This window comes from Methylosinus sp. DMC45, assembly GCF_056313885.1.
In genome coordinates this window covers 32,681-52,727 of the sequence record NZ_JBQUZK010000046.1, presented here as the reverse complement: position 1 = coordinate 52,727, position 20,047 = coordinate 32,681, and the positions used below count along the sequence as shown (strand labels likewise).

At 66.7% G+C, this 20,047-nt stretch carries 22 protein-coding genes; 10 read left to right on the top strand and 12 right to left on the bottom strand.

Translation table 11 applies throughout. The annotated features are described in order from the left end of the window. Positions 1-8: 8 nt before the first annotated feature. Positions 9-986 carry a polysaccharide deacetylase family protein gene (locus ACT53T_RS14155; RefSeq protein WP_476161691.1) on the bottom strand — a complete coding sequence of 326 codons (978 nt, stop codon included), beginning with the start codon at positions 984-986 and terminating at the stop codon, positions 9-11. A 70-nt stretch (positions 987-1,056) separates the two neighbouring features. Between ACT53T_RS14155 and ACT53T_RS14150 the strand changes: the two genes are divergently transcribed. The 3 genes from ACT53T_RS14150 to ACT53T_RS14140 all read left to right on the top strand — a co-directional run bounded on the left by ACT53T_RS14150 (position 1,057) and on the right by ACT53T_RS14140 (position 2,773). Beyond that, entirely contained in the window at positions 1,057-1,485 is a 429-nt protein-coding gene (locus ACT53T_RS14150) for a GNAT family N-acetyltransferase (protein ID WP_018266562.1), read from the top strand. Positions 1,486-1,490: 5 nt separating this feature from the next. Beyond that, positions 1,491-2,477 (top strand): zinc-dependent alcohol dehydrogenase family protein, encoded by a 987-nt coding sequence (locus ACT53T_RS14145; RefSeq protein WP_476161782.1) that lies wholly within the window; start codon positions 1,491-1,493, stop codon positions 2,475-2,477. A 65-nt stretch (positions 2,478-2,542) separates the two neighbouring features. Beyond that, entirely contained in the window at positions 2,543-2,773 is a 231-nt protein-coding gene (locus ACT53T_RS14140; protein WP_476161690.1) for a DUF7336 domain-containing protein, read from the top strand. On the opposite strand, the gene ACT53T_RS14135 is transcribed toward ACT53T_RS14140, so the two are convergent. Beyond that, complete coding sequence (locus ACT53T_RS14135) at positions 2,763-4,292, bottom strand: bifunctional aminoglycoside phosphotransferase/ATP-binding protein (RefSeq protein WP_476161689.1); 1,530 nt, start codon at positions 4,290-4,292, stop codon at positions 2,763-2,765. The two genes, ACT53T_RS14140 and ACT53T_RS14135, sit on opposite strands and share 11 nt — an antisense overlap. A 188-nt stretch (positions 4,293-4,480) precedes the next feature. On the opposite strand from ACT53T_RS14135, the gene ACT53T_RS14130 reads away from it, so the two are divergent. Then, entirely contained in the window at positions 4,481-4,693 is a 213-nt protein-coding gene (locus tag ACT53T_RS14130) for a hypothetical protein (protein ID WP_476161688.1), read from the top strand. A 122-nt stretch (positions 4,694-4,815) separates the two neighbouring features. On the opposite strand, the gene ACT53T_RS14125 is transcribed toward ACT53T_RS14130, so the two are convergent. The 3 genes from ACT53T_RS14125 to ACT53T_RS14115 form a co-directional block, all read right to left on the bottom strand. After that, positions 4,816-5,556 carry a class I SAM-dependent methyltransferase gene (locus ACT53T_RS14125; RefSeq protein ID WP_476161687.1) on the bottom strand — a complete coding sequence of 247 codons (741 nt, stop codon included), beginning with the start codon at positions 5,554-5,556 and terminating at the stop codon, positions 4,816-4,818. Further along, entirely contained in the window at positions 5,556-6,776 is a 1,221-nt protein-coding gene (gene mnmA, locus ACT53T_RS14120; RefSeq protein WP_476161686.1) for a tRNA 2-thiouridine(34) synthase MnmA, read from the bottom strand. The genes ACT53T_RS14125 and mnmA overlap by 1 nt, the downstream gene beginning before the upstream one ends. Before the next feature lie 140 nt (positions 6,777-6,916). Continuing rightward, entirely contained in the window at positions 6,917-7,630 is a 714-nt protein-coding gene (locus ACT53T_RS14115) for a GNAT family N-acetyltransferase (RefSeq protein ID WP_400769612.1), read from the bottom strand. 180 nt (positions 7,631-7,810) lie between these two features. Here ACT53T_RS14115 and ACT53T_RS14110 point away from each other — a divergent pair, with 180 nt between their 5' ends. From ACT53T_RS14110 to ACT53T_RS14100, 3 genes are all read left to right on the top strand, one after another. Next, positions 7,811-8,023 carry a hypothetical protein gene (locus ACT53T_RS14110; RefSeq protein WP_018266569.1) on the top strand — a complete coding sequence of 71 codons (213 nt, stop codon included), beginning with the start codon at positions 7,811-7,813 and terminating at the stop codon, positions 8,021-8,023. Positions 8,024-8,114: 91 nt separating this feature from the next. Continuing rightward, positions 8,115-9,056 (top strand): ribose-phosphate pyrophosphokinase, encoded by a 942-nt coding sequence (locus tag ACT53T_RS14105; RefSeq protein WP_018266570.1) that lies wholly within the window; start codon positions 8,115-8,117, stop codon positions 9,054-9,056. Positions 9,057-9,116: 60 nt separating this feature from the next. Beyond that, positions 9,117-10,625: an acetate--CoA ligase gene (locus tag ACT53T_RS14100; protein WP_476161685.1), complete on the top strand. Its 1,509-nt coding sequence runs from the start codon at positions 9,117-9,119 to the stop codon at positions 10,623-10,625. Between the two features lie 33 nt (positions 10,626-10,658). Here ACT53T_RS14100 and ACT53T_RS14095 read toward each other — a convergent pair whose 3' ends face one another. From ACT53T_RS14095 to hemN, 3 genes are all read right to left on the bottom strand, one after another. Beyond that, positions 10,659-11,150: a bactofilin family protein gene (locus ACT53T_RS14095; RefSeq protein WP_018266572.1), complete on the bottom strand. Its 492-nt coding sequence runs from the start codon at positions 11,148-11,150 to the stop codon at positions 10,659-10,661. A 44-nt stretch (positions 11,151-11,194) separates the two neighbouring features. Next, on the bottom strand, positions 11,195-11,935 hold the full coding sequence (locus tag ACT53T_RS14090; RefSeq protein ID WP_400769617.1) for a P-loop NTPase family protein: 741 nt from the start codon (positions 11,933-11,935) through the stop codon (positions 11,195-11,197). 269 nt (positions 11,936-12,204) lie between these two features. After that, on the bottom strand, positions 12,205-13,551 hold the full coding sequence (hemN, locus tag ACT53T_RS14085) for an oxygen-independent coproporphyrinogen III oxidase (RefSeq protein ID WP_400769619.1): 1,347 nt from the start codon (positions 13,549-13,551) through the stop codon (positions 12,205-12,207). A 405-nt stretch (positions 13,552-13,956) separates the two neighbouring features. On the opposite strand from hemN, the gene ACT53T_RS14080 reads away from it, so the two are divergent. Then, complete coding sequence (locus ACT53T_RS14080; protein ID WP_400769623.1) at positions 13,957-14,337, top strand: AprI/Inh family metalloprotease inhibitor; 381 nt, start codon at positions 13,957-13,959, stop codon at positions 14,335-14,337. Positions 14,338-14,471: 134 nt separating this feature from the next. Here ACT53T_RS14080 and ACT53T_RS14075 read toward each other — a convergent pair whose 3' ends face one another. The 3 genes from ACT53T_RS14075 to ACT53T_RS14065 all read right to left on the bottom strand — a co-directional run bounded on the left by ACT53T_RS14075 (position 14,472) and on the right by ACT53T_RS14065 (position 16,296). Further along, positions 14,472-14,843, bottom strand: coding sequence for a hypothetical protein (locus ACT53T_RS14075; RefSeq protein WP_476161684.1), 372 nt, complete (start codon positions 14,841-14,843; stop codon positions 14,472-14,474). Positions 14,844-14,984: 141 nt separating this feature from the next. Beyond that, the gene (locus ACT53T_RS14070) at positions 14,985-15,716 is read right to left on the bottom strand and encodes an arginyltransferase (RefSeq protein ID WP_476161683.1); all 732 of its coding nucleotides are present in this window, start codon (positions 15,714-15,716) and stop codon (positions 14,985-14,987) included. A 118-nt stretch (positions 15,717-15,834) separates the two neighbouring features. Next, entirely contained in the window at positions 15,835-16,296 is a 462-nt protein-coding gene (locus ACT53T_RS14065; RefSeq protein WP_476161682.1) for an RDD family protein, read from the bottom strand. Between the two features lie 275 nt (positions 16,297-16,571). Between ACT53T_RS14065 and ACT53T_RS14060 the strand changes: the two genes are divergently transcribed. Together ACT53T_RS14060 and ACT53T_RS14055 are read left to right on the top strand one after the other, a co-directional pair. Continuing rightward, the gene (locus ACT53T_RS14060) at positions 16,572-16,832 is read left to right on the top strand and encodes a DUF2312 domain-containing protein (protein ID WP_018266579.1); all 261 of its coding nucleotides are present in this window, start codon (positions 16,572-16,574) and stop codon (positions 16,830-16,832) included. 103 nt (positions 16,833-16,935) lie between these two features. Further along, positions 16,936-18,615, top strand: a complete 1,680-nt coding sequence (locus ACT53T_RS14055) for an outer membrane beta-barrel protein (RefSeq protein WP_476161681.1) — start codon at positions 16,936-16,938, stop codon at positions 18,613-18,615. Here the strand turns inward: ACT53T_RS14055 and ACT53T_RS14050 are convergent. Next, positions 18,587-19,852: an O-antigen ligase family protein gene (locus tag ACT53T_RS14050; RefSeq protein ID WP_476161680.1), complete on the bottom strand. Its 1,266-nt coding sequence runs from the start codon at positions 19,850-19,852 to the stop codon at positions 18,587-18,589. The two genes, ACT53T_RS14055 and ACT53T_RS14050, sit on opposite strands and share 29 nt — an antisense overlap. Between the last annotated feature and the right edge of the window lie 195 nt (positions 19,853-20,047).

The following is a 20,047-nucleotide window of genomic DNA, read 5'->3' as shown; positions in this document are numbered from 1 at the left end:
CGGATCCCTCACTCCGGCGCCTCCTCTATCCGCCGGAACGGCTGCGGCAGCCGGCCCTGCTCCAATAGTCTCGAGAACAGGCGCAGCCCGGCCGGCTCATTGCCATTGGGATGCACCAGCACGATGGAGCCGTCCCGCGGCGGCGGCGACAGCACCAGCCAGGCGTCCGCGCCGAGCGCGATCAGATGGCGGCGGCGCAGCTCCTCCATCAGCCGCGCATCGGCGACGAGGCCGGGAAAGCGGAAAAACACGGAAGGCGTCGCGCCGCGCTCGATCAGCAGCCGCTCCACCCGGAAAATCTCGGCGTCGAGATCGACGCCCGGCCGCAGCAGATAATTCTGTGCATCGGCGAGGCGGGGAACATAAGGGTGGCTGTAGGAATGGCCGACCCAGTCGATTCGCAGCGCCCCATTCGCCGCCTCGCCCATCAGCCAGTCGAAATCCGCGCCATGGCGCTCGATCCACAGCCCCGACACGGACAGCGCGACCGGCGCGCCGGGAGCGAGCTCGGCCAATCGGCGCAGAAATTCGCGGTCGAGCGGGCGGCGGCTCGGGCAGAGATCGCCGGTCAGAAAGGAGCCCGCCCCCGCCCCATGAGCGAGGCCGGCGCTGATCGACAGGCTTCGCCCGGCGGCGGCGAGGCGCGGCTCGTCGGGGTCGCCCGGCCGCGGCCGCAAGGCGCGCAAAAAGCGCGTGTCCTTCTGCTCCGCCTCGGTCGTCTCGAAGCAGCGCCAGACGCTCTCCCTCTCGAGGCGCGTCTCCAGCGTGGCCGAATCGACCGTCAGCACGACCGTCTCGCCGTCTAGCCGCATGCGGCGAGTGGCGAGGCGCTTCTCGCCCTCCGGCCCATGGCATTCGAGCAAGACAGGCCGATAATCCACGAGACGGCGCGCCGCCTCCCGCCCCCGAGCCGCCGGGACGATTGCGAGAATTACGGCGAGCGCCCAGAATAAAGCCGCGGCGCGCCTTTGCGGGAGATGGTCCATGATCGAAAAAGCTCCTCCCGAGAAACCGCCTGCCGAGAAACCGCCTGCCGACAAACCGCTGGCAGAAACCTTGCCCGCCGCGGAGACGCTCGCCGTCGTCTTCCACGATCTCGCCCGCGAGAGCCCGGCCGTCGCGGCGGCGCTCGGCGGCGAGATCGCCGCGAGATTCCGCCCGCGCGACGAGGCGCCCTTCTCCACCATCGCCCATGACGAGAAGGGCGCGCTAATCGGCGGGCTCAACGGCGTCTCGCATTGGCGCTGGCTCTATATAAGGCACTTATGGGTCGCGCCGGAGAGTCGCGGCATGGGGCTCGGGACCGCTCTGCTGCGCCGCGCCGAGTCCGAAGCCCGCGCGCGCGCCTGCCTCGGCCTTTATATCGATAGCTTCGATCCGCGCGCGGCGGCGCTCTATGAGCGTTTCGGCTTCACGCGCTTCGGCGAGATCGCCGACTTTCCGCCCGGCCACAGCCGCATGTTCTTCTCCAAGAGGATCGCATGACGGACATGACCGCCATGGTCCTGCGGCGGCCGGGAACGCCGCTCGCGGCCGAGCGCCGCCCCCTGCCCCGCTCCGGCTCCGGCGAATTGCTGCTCGCTGTCGAGGCCTGCGGCGTCTGCCGCACCGATCTCCATGTCGTCGACGGCGAGCTCGAACATCCGAGGCTGCCGATCGTTCCCGGCCATGAGATCGTCGGCCGCGTGTCCGCGATCGGCGCCGGCGTCGCGGGCTTTTCTGTTGGAGAACGCGTCGGCGTCCCCTGGCTCGGCCACACATGCGGCTGCTGCCCCTATTGCTCCAGCGGCCGCGAAAATCTCTGCGACGATCCGCTCTTCACCGGCTACACGCGCGACGGCGGCTACGCCACGCATACGGTCGCCGACGCCTCCTATTGCTTCCCGCTGCCGTCCGATGGCGATGCCGCGGCTCTGGCGCCGCTGCTCTGCGCCGGCCTCATCGGCTGGCGCGCGCTGAAGATGGCGGGCGAGGCGCGCGACATCGGCATTTACGGCTTCGGCGCCGCGGCGCATATCATCGCGCAAGTCGCGATCGCGCAGGGCCGGCGCATCTTCGCCTTCGTGCGCCCCGGCGATGCGGCGGCGCGCGAATTCGCGCTCTCGCTCGGCGCCGTCTGGGCCGGCGGCTCCGATGAGGCGCCGCCGGAAAAGCTCGACGCCGCCATCATCTTCGCACCCGTCGGCGCGCTGGTTCCACGTGCGCTCGCCGCGGTGCGCAAGGGCGGAACCGTCGTCTGCGGCGGCATTCACATGAGCGACATTCCCGCTTTTCCCTATGCGCTGCTGTGGGAGGAGCGTCGCCTCGTCTCCGTCGCCAATCTCACGCGCGAGGACGCGCGCGAATTTCTGGCGCTCGCGCCGCAGGTCGGAATCGACACGCATGTCGTGCGCTATCCGCTCACCGCGGCCAATGAAGCGCTCGCGGATTTGCGGGACGGGCGCCTGCAGGGCGCGGCGGTGCTGATTCCTCGGTAGCGCCGCTCATTTTGAAAACATGCTGTGCTACTTATTCGCTGCCGAATTATTCGAAAGGCAAGGCCATGGATGCCGTCTTTTTAGTCTATCACGTCTTCGAATCTAGGGATCTCGCCACCGATGATCTGGACGAACGCGCCAAGTTGATCGGCGTATATAGTTCCGAATTGAAAGCCAGCGAGGCAATCACGAGATTACGAGACAAACCTGGGTTTAAGGACCATCCAGATGGCTTCGAGGTGTGTCGATATCTGTTGAACAAAGATCATTGGACGGAGGGCTTCGTCACGGTCTGATTTCACGAAGCGCGCGGATGCGCAGGCCTATGTCGAGCGCAACTTCTTCGACATCCCGCGCAGCGTCGATGCGCGTCCATCGCATTTCGCCGAGATCATAATTGCGCTGCCGCGCCGCTATCTCCTGCGTCGCATCCGACACATCGCCCTTGCGCGCGCCGACGCGCGAAACGCGAACCGGCCCATCCGCCTCGAGCCAAAAGCCAGCGAAAGGAACGCCCGCGCGTCGCGCCGCCTCCTCGAGCGCGTCACGCTCGCTCTCGCGCGCATAAACGGCGTCGACGATGACGCACCAGCCGAAAGAGGCGACGCGCGAGGCCTCATTCTGCATCGCCTCGTAGATCTCGGCGGAGACCGCCGCCGTATAGGCCTCCTGCGGCAGAGGCGAGGTCGGCGCGACGCCGAACAGCTTCTTGCGCAGCCGATCGCTGTTGAGCGTTCGCGCGCCCGGCGCGGCGCCGACGAGCGGCGCCAAAGCCGCCGCGACGCTGGACTTGCCGGAGCCGCTGAGCCCGCCGATCGCGACGATGCGCGGCGTCGCCGGCCGCAGCAGCGCGTGCGCGAGATCGAAATAATCGCGCGTCTCCGCATTCAGCGCAGCGTGATCGGCGTCGGCGTCCAGCGCGCGCGCGGCGGCGACATCGGCGCGGATCGCGGCGCGCAGCGCCATGAAGAAGGGCAGCAGCGGCAGCCCTTCCGCCTCGTCACGATGATCGAGATAGCGATTGAGCGCGAAAGCGGCGAGCGCATCCAGCCCGCGCCGGCGCAGATCCATCAGCAGAAAAGCGAGATCGTAGAGCACATCGACCGTCGCCAGCGCGTCGGAGAATTCGATGCAGTCGAATGGCGTCGGCTCGCCGTCGACGAGGCAGATGTTACGCAAAGTGAGATCGCCATGGCAGCGTCGCACCTTGCCGGCGTCGCGCCGACGATCGAGCAGCGCGCCATGCGTCTGCGCCGCAGCGCGCAGCTCATCGGCCAGCGCGCGACGCTCCTGCGCCGAAACGACCGACGATTTGGCGAGCGAGCTCGCGTCGCCGAGATCGAGCAGCGAGGCCATCGCCGAAGCGCCGCCGCGCCCTTCGATCACTTCCGCGCCATCTTGAAATTGCGCGATGCGCACGGCGAGGCGCTCGACGAGCGGCGCAGAGAGACGGCCGGCGAGCGCGAGATTATCGAGCAGATTTTCTTCCTCGAAACGTCGCATCTCGACGATCGCGTCGATGAGCGCGCCGTCGCCGTCGAATGAGAGAGCGCCATTGTCGCCACGGGTGATGCGGCGCGCGGAGAGATAGAGCTGCGGCGCCGTGCGGCGATTGAGCGCATATTCGCGTTCGCACATTGCGAGGCGAATCTGCGGCGTATGAAAATCGAGATAGGGAAAGACAACGTCGCGCTTGAGCTTATAGACGCGATCTTTCGTCAGCACGACGATCGAGATGTGCGTGACGATGGTCTGCGCATCCTCGCCCTGCGCCATGAGAAAGCGAACCGTCTCGTCCTGCGCGCCGAATGTCATGAGATTCCCTCGATGTGACGAGCCGGACTCTCGCAAAACGCGCGCTCCTTCTCCCACTCGTGGGAGAAGGTGGCCCCGCGAAGCGGGGGCGGATGAGGGCTCACGACCCTATGCGAGTCATTTGTCATTTTCGCCGCCATTCGCAGCGCGCCCTCGTCCGACCCGGCTTCGTCGGGCCGACTTGTAACTTGATCGCCGCGAATCCGACTATAGTCGGATTCGCGGCGGCGAACGAAGGAAGAGCGTCGCTCGATAGTCTCGACGGCCAAAGCGTCGAGAAGCCGCCGGTCTGGCGCGCGAAGGAGGAGGTCACGGCCGCGGCGATCGAGGAACTGATCGCCGCGCAGCTCGCCGCCGAGATGAAGAGAAGGGAATCACCAAAACGCGGATGGCCGAGATGATGGAAGCCGCGCTCAGATCGATCGGCTGCTCGATCCGAAGAAAGACAGCGCCACGCTCGACACTCTGGCGCGTGCGGCGAAGGTCGTCGGACGGCGCTCGCGCCTCGAGCTGGCGTGACCGCTCACGCGTGCTCGACGGGCCGACGATGCTCGTCATAAGGCCGGCGGAAATGCTCGCCCCAGCGGGCGAGGCGCTCTATGCGCGTCAGCGTGAACAGGCCGAAGGGCGGCAGCACGCGGCGCTCGGTGAGGCGCATGTCGGTGCGCGAGTCGATCCAATCGCCGATGATCGACCACGGAAATTGCGGGCGCCAGCCGAGAGTGACGGAAAAGCTCTCGCCGATGAGCTGCTCCAGCGCCGACATCGGCCAATCCGGCGAGCTGACATGATTGACCAGCACGATCTCGCCGCCCGGCCGCACCACCCGCGCAAGCTCGTCCAGCGTCTCCTCTGGGTCCGGCACCACGGTCAGCAGATAAGGCGCAACCACGCAGGCGAAGCTGGCGTCGCAGAAGGCGAGGCGGCTCGCGTCCATGCGGGCGAGGCCGGCGACATTCTTCAGCCCCTCGCGGGCGACGCGGGCGGAGGCGCGCTGCAGCATGTGCTCGGAGAGATCGACGCCGACGACACGCGCTCTGTCGCGGAACATGGGCAGCTCGAGGCCGGTGCCGACCCCGACGTCCAAAATGCGCCCATCGGCGCGCGAGGCGATCGTCGCCACGGCGCGCCGGCCAGGGCCGAGCATATGGGAGAAGACGAGATCATAGACCGGCGCCCAGCGCGCGTAGGCGGCCTCTATCGCCTGGCGATCGAGGCCGTGCTCGAAAAAGCTGAACCCGGAAACGCCACGCGCATCGCTCATCACGCACTCCGATCGAGCTCGAGCGCCGGCTCCGGCGCGGGGGGCTCCGCCTCGGCATGCGCGATGAAGCCGCCGCCGAGCACGCGGCCGCGCGTGTCGTCGCGCTCATAGAAGACGCAGGCCTGGCCCGGCGAGACGCCGAACTCGCCGGTCTCGAAAACGACCTCCGCCCCGCCGCCCGGCAGCGGCCGCAGCAGCGCCGGCGTCGGCGGACGGGTGGAGCGCACGCGCGCGGAGATCGGCAGGCCCTCGGCCGGCAGAGCGGAAAAATCGCCCGCGCCGATCCAATTCACGTCGCGCAGGGCGATTCGGCGCGTCTCCAGCGCTTCGCGGGGGCCGACGACGACCTGCGCCTTGGCGGCGTCGAGCCGCACCACGAAGAGCGGCTCGGCCGCGCGGCCGGAGACGGCGGCGCCGAGGCCGAGGCCGCGCCGCTGGCCGATGGTGTAATGGATGACCCCGGCATGGCGGCCGAGCACGCGCCCATCGACATGGACGATGTCGCCGGGCACGGCGGCGCCGGGCGACAGGCGCTCGACCAGATCGGTGTAATGGCCGCTCGGAACGAAGCAAATGTCCTGGCTGTCCGGCTTTTCGGCGATGTCGAGACCGAAGCGCCGGGCCAGCTCGCGCACCTCGGATTTGGCGTATTCGCCGAGCGGAAAGCGCAGCATATCGAGCTGCGCGCGCGTCGTGGCGAAGAGAAAATAGCTCTGATCGCGCGCGGCGTCGAAGGCGCGATAGAGCGCGCGGCCGCCGGAGCCGTCCTCGCGCGAGGCGATGTAATGGCCGGTGGCGAGCGCGTCGGCGCCGAGATCCTTGGCGGTCTCGAAGAGATCGACGAATTTCACGAATTGATTGCAGGCGACACAGGGAACCGGCGTCTCGCCGCTGGCGTAGCTCTGCGCGAAAGTGTCGATGACGGTCTCGCGGAAGCGACTCTCATAGTCGAGCACGTAATGCGGAATGCCGAGCCGCGCCGCCACCTGGCGCGCGTCTTGAATGTCCTGGCCGGCGCAGCAGGCGCCCTTGCGATGCGTGGCCTCGCCATGGTCGTAGAGCTGCAGCGTGACGCCCACGACGTCATAGCCTTCCTCGCGCAGCAGAGCGGCGACGACGCTGGAGTCGACGCCGCCGGACATGGCCACGACGACGCGCGTCTCGCCCGGCGGCTTGGGCAGATCGAGGCTGTTGAGTAGGCTGGCGCCGGCCGTCGTCATTGTCTTTGGACCGTCCGAAGAGCGTTGCGCGAGAACCGCCGGCGGAAACTTCAAATCCGCGCGAACGTCTCGCAATTCATTGTAAACCATCATCCGTTCGGCGAGGCAATCCGTCCGAGCCGGGCTCGGCCGCGCCGCCGTCAGTCCCTATCTGCCGCGCGGGCCTGCCCGTTCAAGGCCGAAAGCGGCGTTTTCTGGCGGCCCGAGGCGTCGAAATTGCCGGGATCGAGAAAGGCCTCGAAGGCGGCTCGGCGCGCCGGCCATTCGCTGTCCAGCATGGAAAACCAGGCGGTGTCGCGATTGCGGCCCTTGACGATCATATGCTGGCGGAAGAGCCCCTCCGGCGAGAAACCGAGCCGCAGCGCCGCCGTCTTGGATTTCTCATTGGCGTTGTCGCATTTCCAGACATAGCGGCGGCAGCCCAGCGTCTCGAAGGCGTGGGCGGCGAACAAATATTGCGCCTCTGTCGCCGCGGCGCTGCGCTGCAGAGCCGGGGAATAGAGCACGCCGCCCACTTCGACGGCGCGATTGGCAGGCTCGATGTTCATATAGGATTGGAAGCCGACAGCGCGGCCGTCGCCGTCCAGCGCGGCGAACCAGACGGCGTCGGTCGCGGCCTCCATTCTCTCGACGGCGGCGCGGAAGGCGGCGCGGTCGGGGAAAGGGCCGATGAAGAGATAGCGCCACAGCGCCTCGCGCTCCTCGAAGCGGGGCTGCTCATGCGTCGCCGCATAGAGATCGTCGGCATGGGCCGCCGCGAGCGGGACGAGCGTCGTCAGCCTGCCGACGAGGCGTGTGCGCGTGGGGGCGACGAAGGGCGTCGAGAGCGGAACCGGAGGCTGCGGTTGTGACATTTTTGTCTCAGGGTCGCAAGTTTTTGTCTCAGAGCGGAAAGAAGGCGGCTCCGTCGCTTTTATCTCATCGCAGTGGCATGGAACATGCCCTAGCTTCATCATCGGAAAGGTTGCGGCCGGCCCCCGCGAGAGCGGGGACGGCGGGCTCGAAGATTTGACCTCGAGCGAGGGAGAAAGCCTATGCTCTATTCGGTGATGATCCTCGTCTGCTCGCTGAAGCTCTCGCCGAGCGATTGCCGCCCGGAGACGGCGATAGACGTCGTGCTGGGGCCGAAGGCGGCGAGCCAGGCGCAATGCGGCTTCCTCGGACAGGCGACGATCGCCCGCACGACCCTCGCGCCGCGCGAGGGGCAGGAGTATCTCAAGATCGTCTGCCGCCGCGGCGAGGCGTGACGAGAGCAGTGTCATATTGCTGCCGTATTGTCCGACGGCCGCATCGCTGCTAAGAGGCCGCCGTGTCACTGGTGAGGGTCGAGGCGTATCGATGGCGGCGATGAAAATTCTCGCAGGCAACTCTAATCGCGCGCTCGCCGAGACGATCGCAGCCTATGTCAACGTGCCTTTGTGCCGGGCGCAGGTGCGACGCTTCGCCGATATGGAGGTCTTCGTCGAGATTCAGGAGAATGTGCGCGGACAGGACACTTTCGTCGTCCAGTCGACCTCCGCGCCGTCGAACGATCATCTGATGGAGCTGCTCATCATGATCGACGCGCTGCGCCGCGCGTCGGCGCGCCGCATCACTGCGGTCATCCCCTATTTCGGCTATGCGCGGCAGGACCGCAAAGGCACCTCGCGCACGCCGATCTCGGCCAAGCTCGTCGCCAATCTCATCACGAGGGCGGGCGCCGACCGCGTGCTGACCGTCGATCTCCACGCCGGGCAGATTCAGGGCTTCTTCGACATTCCGACCGACAATCTCTTCGCGGCGCCGGTCATGGTGGCGGATATCAAATCGCACGCCAAAGTGCCCAACGCCATGGTCGTCTCGCCGGACACGGGCGGCGTGGTGCGCGCCCGCGCTCTCGCCAAGCGCATCGACGCGCCGCTGGCCATTGTCGACAAGCGCCGCGAGCGCGCCGGCGAATCGGAGGTGATGAACATCATCGGCGACGTCACCGGCCGCAATTGCATTCTCGTCGACGATATCGTCGATTCGGGCGGCACTCTGTGCAACGCCGCCGAGGCGCTGCTGGCGCAGGGCGCGACCTCGGTCTCCGCCTATATCACCCATGGCGTGCTCTCCGGCGCGGCTGCCGAGCGCGTCGCCGCCTCCAAGCTGAAAGAGCTGGTGCTGACCGACACGATCGCGGCGACGCCCGCCGTGCAGGGGGCGCGCAACATCCGCTTCATCCCGATCGGTCCGCTGATCGGCGAGGCCATCGCCCGCACGGCGCGCGAGGAGAGCGTGTCGAGCCTGTTCGACTGACGGGCGCGCGGGACGCGGAGGCCTCGCCGCCGCGAGCGCGCGTCGAGAGTTTGTGAGCACATGATCGAGCCTGTTCCCGCCCGCTTCAATCTCGCCCGCTATTGCATCGCCGATCACGCGCGCATTCATCCCGACAAGACGGCGATCGTCATCGTCGGCGACGAGAGCGAGACGAGCTGGACCTATGGCGCGCTCGATCGCGACGTGCGCGCGCTCGCCGCCGGCTTTCGCGATCTCGGCCTTTCGCCCGGCGCGCGGGTGATGATTCGCATGGGCAATGAGGCGGGCGCCGTCCTCTCCTATTTCGCCGCCATCGCCGCCGGCTATGTCGCGCTGCTCGCCTCCTCGCAGCTCACTTTCGAGGAGGCCTCCTTCCTGCTGGAAGATTGCGGCGCGACCGCGCTGGTGCTCGGCCGCGATTTCGAGGGCGAGGCGCATTCGCGCGCCGGCGTCTTCGTCTTGCGCGGCGAGGATCTCGCGCGGCTGACGAAAGGCGCGCCGCTGGACGATTACGCCGACACGGCGGCCGACGATCCCGCCTATCTCGTCTACACCTCCGGCACGACGAGCCGGCCCAAGGGCGTGCTGCATGCGCATCGCGCCGCCTGGGCGCGGCGGCCCATGTATTCGCATTGGCAGGGGCTCACGGCCGACGATGTGATGCTGCACGCCGGCGCGATGAATTGGACCTACACGCTCGGCGTCGGCGTGGTCGATCCGCTCGCCAATGGCGCCGCGGCGGTGCTCTACAACGGCCGTCCCGATCCGCAAGTCTGGCCGCGGCTGATCGCGCGCCATCGCGCGACCATCTTCGCCGCCGTGCCCGGCGTCTATCGCCAGATTCTCAAATATGCGGAGCTGGAGACGCATGATCTCTCGAGCCTGCGGCATGGCCTCACCGCCGGCGCCGCTCTGTCGCCGAGCCTGCTCGAGGAATGGCGCGCGCGCGCCAAGACCGAGCTCTATGAGGCCTTCGGCATGAGCGAGATTTCGACCTTCATTTCCAGCGCGCCGAGCGTTCCGGTGCGGCCGGGCTCGCCGGGCCGCCCGCAGCCGGGGCGCTTTGTCGCCGCTCTGCCGCGCGAGGAAGGGACCGAGCCGCTCGGCCGCGGCGAGACCGGCGTGCTCGCCGTGCGTCGCGACGAGCCGGGCTTGATGCTGCGCTATTGGAATCGGCTGGATGAAGAGAGAGAAGCCTTTCGCGGCGACTGGTTCGTCTCCGGCGATCTCGTCGAGTTCGACGCCGACGGCTATATGTGGCACCACGGCCGCGCCGATGAGGTGATGAACGCGCTCGGCTATCGCGTCTCGCCGGCGGAAGTGGAGAAATGCCTGCTGGCGCATCCGCTCGTCGCCGACGCCGCGGTCGCGGAGCGTCCGGGCCGCGACGATCAGACGATCATCAAAGCCTATGTGATCTTGCGCGATGGCGCGACGCTGGGCGAGGAGGATATCCTCGCCCATTGCGCGGATCATCTCGCGGCCTATAAGCGGCCGCGACAGATCGTTTTTCTGGAGGCGCTGCCGCGCAATCGCAATGGCAAGCTCTTGCGCGCAGCTTTGTCCTGAGCCGTTCCGTCCCGAGCCTCGCGGCTCCGAACGTCAGGCCTTGCGACGATCGCGCAGCGCGCGCGACGAGATGCTGGTGACGGGCGCGGCGTCGGCGTCGGCGTCATTGGAGGCGACCAGCGCGGGCTTCTCGAAGCTCTTGAAGGAGGCCTTGTCGTCCTTGGCGTTCACGGGCTTGCGCTCGGAGCGGATTTCGGTCGATTCCGCCGTGCCGAACAGCACGCCGCCCTTCTCGACCTCGATCTCGCCATAGATCCACTTGCCTTCGACGCGGCCGGTGGAGCGCACGATCAGCAGCTGCTTGATGGTGATATCCGTGCCGATGCGGCCATAAATGTCCGCGTCGGAGACGGAGATCGCGCCATTGACGACGCCCGACGGGCCGACGATCAGCTGGCTGCATGAAATCTCGCCATCGACGGCGCCGTCGACGACGATCGTGTCTTGCGCCTTGACGGAGCCGGTCAGCGTCACGCCTTCTCCGATATAGACGACATTCTTTTCTTCAGGTCGGAAGTCTTTCATCACGGTGGTCTCCTTGCGTTGCGCCGTTTACCGGCTTCTTGGAATTAGATTTTCTCGGAAACGGGAGCGACATAGCTGCGTAGCCCCGCGGCCTCGAAATTGGTCCATGATCGTTCGAGCCATGTGCGCACATAACCGCGCAGCACGAAGGAGCGCGGACGATTTTCGGCGTTGCGCGCAGGCTCGTCGAACACGAAAGAGGAAAATGGCAGCCCGGTAAGCTCCACCGCCTCATAGGCGAGCGGATCGAGACGCGGCACGACGATCTCGCGGCTCGCATCGCTCTCGCCGAGATAGCGTTCGGAGAAGTGGGCGTTCTCTTGAAAAAAGTTGGAGGCGTTGATGAAGTTCTTGACGATGCGATACTCGCATTTGCTCTTGAAGGGCTCGACCTCCTCGATCTCGGAGAGCGAGGCGACCGAAGCGCCGATGAGATGCAGCACCATCACGCGCGCCTCGCCGCGCGCGGAGGCGTCGAGCAGGCCGACATCCTCCATGAAGCGCAGCGTGCGCGTGAGCTGTCCCGCCTTTATGTCGACGATGGTGACGGCGCTGTGCTCGGTGAGGCTCTCGACGAGACGCGCCTGATGGCGCACGTCGCGAATGTCGATGATCTGCGCGATATCGGGATAGAAGCGTTTCAGCGCGCCGGTCGGCGCCTGGGTGTCATAGACACGCACCGCGCGGTTCGCCATCTGCAGAAAATCGATCAGCAGCCGCGTGACCGTCGTCTTGCCGACTCCGCCCTTGTCGGCTCCGACCAGAACGAGCGGCGATGCGAGCATTATGCTGATTCCTCGGAATGATAAACGCGACAACGCTCGCGCGGCCTCGTGACGTGCAAAGAAAGCTGGGGGAATCGCCTAGGCGATAGTACTTATTTCATATTGAGACAATTCGAGGTTACGGTCGCTTTGTCAATGCCGGCCCAGGGCCGAACGAAATTGAGCCGGGGATAAGAAACATATCAGTAATATCACACGCGATGGCGGCGAGTCGATGCGTCGCGCGCATCGCTCGCAGCCGTTTTTTCGTTCGGCGATCGGCGCGCCGCTTACACAGCGACAGAGTGCCGAGCGGCCTTCGCTTCGAGATAGGCGTCGAAGGCGGCGGCGGCGAGACGCGCGAAAGGACGGCCGCGCGGCGCGATCGTGAGACGACGTCCGTCGAGCGCGACGAGGCCTTCGTCGCGCAGCGTCGAAAGGCGCGGCACGGCGTCGTCGAACGCGTCCTCGCGAAAATCATGCGCCGCGGCGATCGCGCCGAAATCCACTGAGAAATCACACATCAGCCGCTCGATCACAGCGCCGCGGGCGATGTCTTCCGCGGTGAAGGCGAGACCGCGCGAGATGGGCAGGCGCTCCGCCTCGACGGAGCGGCGCCAATTGCCGGTGTCGCCGATATTGCCCACATAGCCCTGCGGCAGCCGGCCGATGGAGGAGACGCCGAGTCCGATGAGCGCATCGGCCGCGTCGGTCGTGTAGCCTTGGAAATTGCGATGCAATCGGCCTTCGCGCGCGGCCTGCGCCATCGTGTCCTGCGGCCGCGCGAAATGATCGAGGCCGATGGTCTCGTAGCCGGCGGCTTCCAGCGTCGCGCGCACCGCCTCCGCCTGCGCGAGGCGCTCATTGGCGCCGGCGAGCGCGGCCTGATCGATCAGCTTTTGATGGACCGCGAACCAAGGCACATGCGCATAGCCGAACACAGCGAGGCGGCTCGGCGACAGTCCCACGGCGAGCTTCGCTGTGCGGATCACATCCTCGACGCTCTGCTCCGGCAGGCCGTACATCAGATCGAAGTTGATCGCCTCGAGCCCGGCGGCGCGCAGCAGCGAGACGCAGCGCTCCACCACCTCGTAAGGCTGCTCGCGGCCGGCGGCCTTCTGCACATGCGGATTGAAATCCTGCACGCCGAGCGACACGCGATTGACGCCGGAGGCGACCAGAGCGTCGGCGAGCGCGGCGTCGACGAGACGCGGATCGAGCTCGATCGCATGCTCGACGTCGCGGGCGATGTCGAACTGCTCGCCGAGCACATGCGCCACCTCGCGAAAGCGCGAGGGGCCGAGCATGCTCGGCGTGCCGCCGCCCCAATGGATCGAGCGCACATGACGCGCCGGCGTCGAGGCCGCGACCAGCTCGATCTCGCGCAGCAGAGTCTCCTTATAGGAAGTGAGCGGCGCGTCCTGGCGCAGCGCCTTGGTGTGGCAGCCGCAATAGGTGCAGATCGCGGGACAGAAGGGAACATGCAGATAGAGCGACAGATTGGACTGCGACGGGAGCTCGGCCAGCCAGCGCGCGGCCTGATCCGGCCCGATAGCCGCAGAGAAATGCGGTGCGGTGGGATAGCTCGTGTAACGCGGCGCCGAACGTTCGGCGAGAGCGAGAGAGGCGCTGGTCATCTTGCCGGCTCCAGTGTGGAGGAAGGCCGCGAACCCCGGCCTTTTGCTCGAGATTAGTCCTTTGGGGCGCGAGTGGCAAAAGCGCAAGAGAGTCGCGCGGCGCGGCGGTCGAATTGTCGCGCCGCGACGGCCGGCCAATGGCCGAGATAGAGCAATTCGTTAACACGCCTCCGGCAAATATCGGAAGCGGCAGAACTTTTGGAAACGCGCATGAAAATTCTCGACAGATCGACCGCCGACGCTTCGGCGCGCTCCGCCTCGCGACCGGCATGTGGGGAAGAGTTCTGAGAAAAGCGTGCGGGTTCCGATAGCGTCGCGCGCGGTTTTTTTCGCCTCGAGGCTTTGTCGAAAGGCCCGCGCAGGGCAATATTCTTCCTCGATTCTCAATGCTCCTTGGAGCCTTCCATGTCGCTTTTTCATCGTTCTGCGAAGCTTCTCGCCTTTGTCGGCCTGACGTTCGCCGCCCTAGAGGCCGCGCCCGCGACAGCGGCCGCGCCCAGCGTCGCCGGCCGCTATGCGATCCTTCGCGCCGGCGACAAGGACACGGGCTGCATGCTCACGCTCGACGATCGCGCCCATGGGCCGGGCGGCTTCCGCGCCCAGCTGGCGCCTGCCTGCCGCGACCAAGGCGTCGTCATCTTCGATCCGGTGGGCTGGTCGATGGAGCGCGGCCGCCTCGCGCTCACCGCCCGCAAGGGCCATAAGGCGCATTTCGACCTCGAGGCCGACGGGCTCTGGCGCCGCGACGCCAAGGAAGGCAAGGCGCTGACGCTGCGCCGTCTGTGACGAAAAAGGCCTCCCGGAGGGGAGTCCGGGAGGCCTATACTCGCCGTCGCGCGAGAGGGGGGCGGGGAGGCGGCGGCGGGCATCGGCGCCCCTGGCTGACCGGGCGCCGAATTCAAAGAAATCTCAGGCTCGAATCAGTTGCAGACCTGCACGCGGCGATAGGCGACGACATTGCCCCAATCGTCGAGGACGGGCTGATTGGCCGGATAGCAGCCGCCATAGCCGTAGTAGCCGTAATGGGGCTGCGCGGCGGCGCCGGCGATCGCGCCGACCGCCAGAGCGCCGAGCACGCCGGCCGCGACCGGAGCGCCCCAGCCATAGCCGCGATGGCCGCCGCGCCAGCCGTAGCCGCCATAGCCCCAGCCCGGACGGCCCCAGCCGCCATGGCCCCAACCGCCGCCGTGGCCCCAGCCGTCGGCGAGAGCCGGAGTGGCGGCGCCGATGGTCGTCGCAGCGATGGCGCCGGCGACCGCGAGTGCGGCGATTTTCGTGATTTTCGCGCCCATGGACGCTCTCCTTCGCTTCCTTCGGCCGCGCCGAGCGCCAGCCGGCAATTCCCGATGACGAAGCAAAGGTTAATCGGAGGAAGCTGAACGGCGCATGGCCGCTTCGTTCATCTGGCCTTCAGGAAAGCGGCGGGAAACGAATCAGCCGACGCGCTTCCAGCCGTCCATGCCCAGCCGCTCCTGCGGCAGGAAGCGGGCCTTATAGGCCATTTTGCGGGAGCCATCGACCCAATAGCCGAGATAGAGATGTGGCAGCGCGGCGCGGCGCACCCGCTCCACATGGTCGAGAATCATGAAGGCGCCGATCGAGCGCTCGTCCATCGATGGATCGTAGAAGGAATAGACCATCGACAGGCCGTCGGCGAGATAGTCGGTCAGGCAGCAGGCGACCAGCCGGCCCGGACCGCCATTCTCGGCGGGCATGCGATATTCGATCAGCCGCGTCTCGACATGGCTGTCCTCGACCATCATCTGATAGTCGACCATGCTCATATCGGCCATGCCGCCGTCATTGTGCCGCGCGCCCACATAGGCGCGGAACAGCGCATATTGCTCGCTCGCCGCATGGGGGCGGCGGGCCTCGGCGAAGAGATCGGCGTTGCGCCGCGCCACCCGGCGCAAGCCCTTGGATTGCTGGAACTCTTCGACCTTCACGCGCACCGAGACGCAGGACCGGCAGGTCTCGCAGGCCGGCCGATAGGCGATGGTCTGCGAGCGGCGGAAGCCCGATTGCGTCAAAGTGTCGTTGAGCGCCGGCGCGCGCCGGCCGATCAAATGGGTAAAGACCTTGCGCTCGTCGCGCCCCGGGAGATAGGGGCACGGCGCCGGCGAGGTGAGATAGAATTGCGGCGCGTCGCGGGGCTCTCTCGTCACGCTGTCTGGTCCTGTCGCCGAAATCGATATACCGCACGCTCCGACGCCTTCCAGCGCGGACAGACCGGGATATTAGAATCGACGCCCGCGGCGCGCCAAGATTTTTTCGCTTCGCTCCTCAATCGGCGCGGCGCAAAACGATGACGTCGGCGAGAATGTCGTGCAGGCAACGCTTGTCCGAGGTGATGAAGGTGACGAGCAGCAGCGGCGGGAACAGCCAGCTCACGTAAAAGAGCACGCCCTGGACGGCCGCGTTGAGGAAGGGCGCCGGCGCGCCATTGGCGAGCCGCACCTCGAGGTCCATGGCGCGCATGCCCGGCGTCGCCCGCCGCCAGCCGGAGACGGTGAGGCCGTTGTAGAAGAAGGCCACCAGCGGAAACAGCGGCGGCAGCAGAAAGGCCGAGAGGCCGAAGCTCAGCACCAGCAATCCGAGCCACAGCGCCGCCGACAGCAGCGCCACGGCGAAAAAATCGAGGCAGAGGGCGAGAACGCGGCGCGTGCGCACGCCGGCCAGCGCCTCCCGCGGCGGCAGGCCCGGCGAGACGGGATAGAGGCGGCCGTCGCCGCCGGCGTCGTACATTTGCGGATCCTCTCCCCTTTTTTCGGGTTTTGCGGGCTTGATGTCGGGGGCGCGGGGGCGGGCGTCAAGCTCGGACGGGAGGAAAGCGGGGATTATTTGCGCGCGCGCTTGACGGCGACGTCCGCGGCTTGGCATGCCTCGCCTTCGTCCTGGATGGGCGCCTGGACGGACGCGGACGCTCGGAACCGAACGCCGCGCGACTTCGCCAGAGCGCCGAAGTTCCCCCGAGCCTTTAGGAGAAGATCATGGCCAGCAACAGGGTCGCCGCCCGAGAGATGGAGGCCAGCGCCGGGATCGATCCGACCGGCGAGGTGAATGGGGGGCATTTGCGCTCCTTCATCGAGCGCATAGAGCGGCTCGAGGAGGAGAAGCGCGCCATCGCCGACGATATCAAGGACGTCTATGGCGAGGCCAAAAGCACCGGCTTCGACCCCAAGATCATGCGCAAGATCGTCTCGCTGCGCCGCCAGGACAAGCATAAGCGCGCGGAAGAGGAAGAGATTCTCGAGCTCTATATGGCCGCGCTGGGCGATTGAGGCCAGGGTCTCGAGCTTCGCTGGTAAGCCTCCGTTAACCATAACTCCTTAACGCTCGTTTCCATCGCGCCCGCTTCGACCGGGCGTCCGCGCGAGGGAACGAGTGGCTTCCGCCAAGTTTCAGAGCCGCGCCGCGGCAACGACGCTGATCGCCCTGTCGCTGGCTGCGCCGGCGGCGGTGGCGCCTCTGCGTTCCGCCGAGGGCCAGACGCTCTCGCCCTCCTCGCTCGACATCACCCCGCTGCGCGATCTGCCGACCGTTCCCTCCATACCGGGGCCGGAGGCCGCGCCGCCCTCGGTCTTGCAGCCGATGACGCAGGAGCGCCGCGCCGCCCCGGATCTTCCCTCCGGCGCGCCCAATTACGGATTGCCGCGCGTGCGCGCGCGCCTGCCCAAGCCCAATCCGCCGCCGGCGCCTTTGAAGCCGCCGCCGCTCTCCCCCGCGCATCCGCTGCCGCCGCTCGAGGCCTATAAGACCTCGATCCAGGCCAAGGAGAAGATCAAGCGCCAGGCCCGGCTGCGCATGCGCGGCTTTCGCGGCGCGCTGGACTTGCCGGCCGAGCGGCCGCCGCCGCCCAATGTCGCGCTTCCCGCGCAAATTCCGGCGAAGCCGAAGCCGCTCGTCGACCCCAATCCCTATGCGCCGCTCGGCCTCGGCGTCGGCTCGCTGCGGCTCTACCCCTACGCCGAGCCGACCTATGGCTATGACACCAACCCGAATCGCCTGACCTCCGGCTACCAGGGCTCGAAATATTTCCGCATCGACGCCGGCCTGCGGTTGCGCTCGGAATGGAGCCGAGACGAGATTCAAGGGAATCTGCGGCTCGGCTATGTGGATTATTTCAGCGTCGACAACGCCGATCGCCCCGATGGCGTCGGCGATGTCTTCTATCGCTGGGATGTCGCCCGCGACACCAAGGTGAAGCTCGAGGGCAAGTTCACGCTCGATTCGCAGCGCCCGGGCGCGCCCGGCCTCGTCACCAGCCTGCCCAATGTCACCGTCGTCAATCGGCCGCTCATCGTCTCGCTGGGAACGGCGGCCGGCGTGACGCAGAGCTTCGGCCGGCTCGATGTGACGATGCGCGGAACCTTCGATCGCTGGATATTCCAGAACGCTTATTACAACGACGGCTCGACGCTCAATCTGATGAGCACGAGCTATAATGATCCGGGGATCAATCCGCGCATCTCCTATGAGCTCACGCCGTCGATGAAGCCCTATCTCGAGGCGACGCTCGACAAGCGCGTTCACGACAGCTGGCTCGATCCTTACGGCTATGCGCGCGACAGCACGGGCGTCTCCGGCCGCGCCGGCACGACATTCAAGATCACCGATCTCGTCACCGGCGAAGCCTCCGGCGGCTATGCGCAGCGCGATTACGCCGATCCGCGCCTGCCGCGCCTGCGCGGGCCGCTCATCGACGCCGCCATCATCTACACGGCGACGCCGCTCACCACGGTGACGCTGCGCGCCGGAACGACGCTCTCCGAGACGACGCTGCAAGGCGCGGCCGGCGTGCTCTCGCGCAATGTCACATTCGATGTGACGCATGCGATGTTCCGCAACTTCACCATCACCGCCACCGGCAGCTACCAGACCAACAACTACCAGGGCGCGGACACGTTCGAGCAGGTCGGCACGGCGGGCGTGAAGCTCGAATACAAGCTCACCCGCTCCATCTCGATCAAAGGCAGCTATTTCTGGCAGCGTCTCGTCAGCTCGACGGCGAATTCCAACTTCACCGCCAATGTCATCATGGGCGGGCTTCGCTTCGAGCCGTAGACGCGTTGCGCTCGGCCCATTTCACGCGGCCGACCTCGAGGCCCCAGACGGCGCCGAGATAGATGAAGAAATAGCGCCAATGGTCGATGTCGATCTGCAGCGCCTGCAGAAAGAACACGAACATCGCCGACCAGATGAGCTGCCCATGCCGCAGATAGGGCGAGCGCTTCAGCGACAGGCGGAAGCCGACGAAGGTCGTCGTCAGCACCAATCCGAGAAAGGCGAAGCCGCCGAGCCAGCCATTGGAGGCGAAGGCGTTGATGTAGCTGTTGTGCGGCTCGAGGCCGAAGGTGAGGCGAAAGCGCAGCGGACCCATGCCGTTGGGCCGTTCCACCAGCATGGGCAGCGAACGCTTCTGATTGCCGAAACGGCCGGTCGGGCCTTCGTCGTAATCCTGCGTCGCGGACGCGCGCTTGAAGAAGAACTCGCGCACCGAGGGCTCTGTGAGCGCCGCGCCGACGCCCACCACGACGACGCCGACGACGGCGAGCGCCATGAAGCCGATGCGCAGGCGCATCTTGCGCGAATCGGCGGTCATCACCGACATGATGGTCATCAGCGCGATGGAGACCACCGCCGCGCCCCAGGAGCCGCGCGAGAAGGAGGTGAACAGCGCCGCGCCCGACAGCGCGAGGCCGGCGAGCGTCACCGGCCAATAGGCCCAGCGGCCGAGCAGCAGACGCTGCACGAAATAGAGCACGCCCGGCACCATATAGGAGCCGAGCACATTGGGGTCCTTGAAAGGCGCCATGGCGCGCCCGTCGAGCGTCATCGTCGTCGGATCGCCGAAAAGGCCGGCCCAGGAGCCGACGGCGATGACGGCCGCGAGCATGCAGCTCGCGGCATAGCCGCTCATGCACAGATCGAAGCGCCGCGACGTGTTCTCCGAGAAGAACAGCATATAGAAGACGCCGGTCGTCGAGATGAACAGCGTATGCGTCATGAAGTCGACGGGATCGGGCTCGTTCCAATAGGGAATGAGCGAGATGTAGCCGCCGAGCGTCCACAGCATGAGCAGGGCGACGCCCGGCAGAACGGCGCGATGGATGCGAACGCCGCCGAGCACCCAGACGATGAGCGTCAGCAGAATGAGCCCGTCATAGGGCGAGGGCTCGATGAACACCACCGAGCCGGAAAAGGAGGTGATCCAGAACAGCGCCTCGAGCAGCCGCGGATAGTTCAATGTCCAGCGGGGCTGCTGCGCCGCCGCCGCGGCCTCGGTCATCGCTTGTCCCATATCGGAACGATCCAGGAGGTCGCGCGCCTTGGGGCGCGACGCGCGCGAGGTGAGGACGGCGCCTTGTGAATTTGCTAGCCTCGTCATGGTTAAAAAAGCGTGACCTGAGCTTGATAGCGAAGCAATGCCGCGAGCCTTCGCCGGCCCGCGATGAGACAGCCTCGCTTCTTCCGCTCCCCGCCCGACTCTGGAATT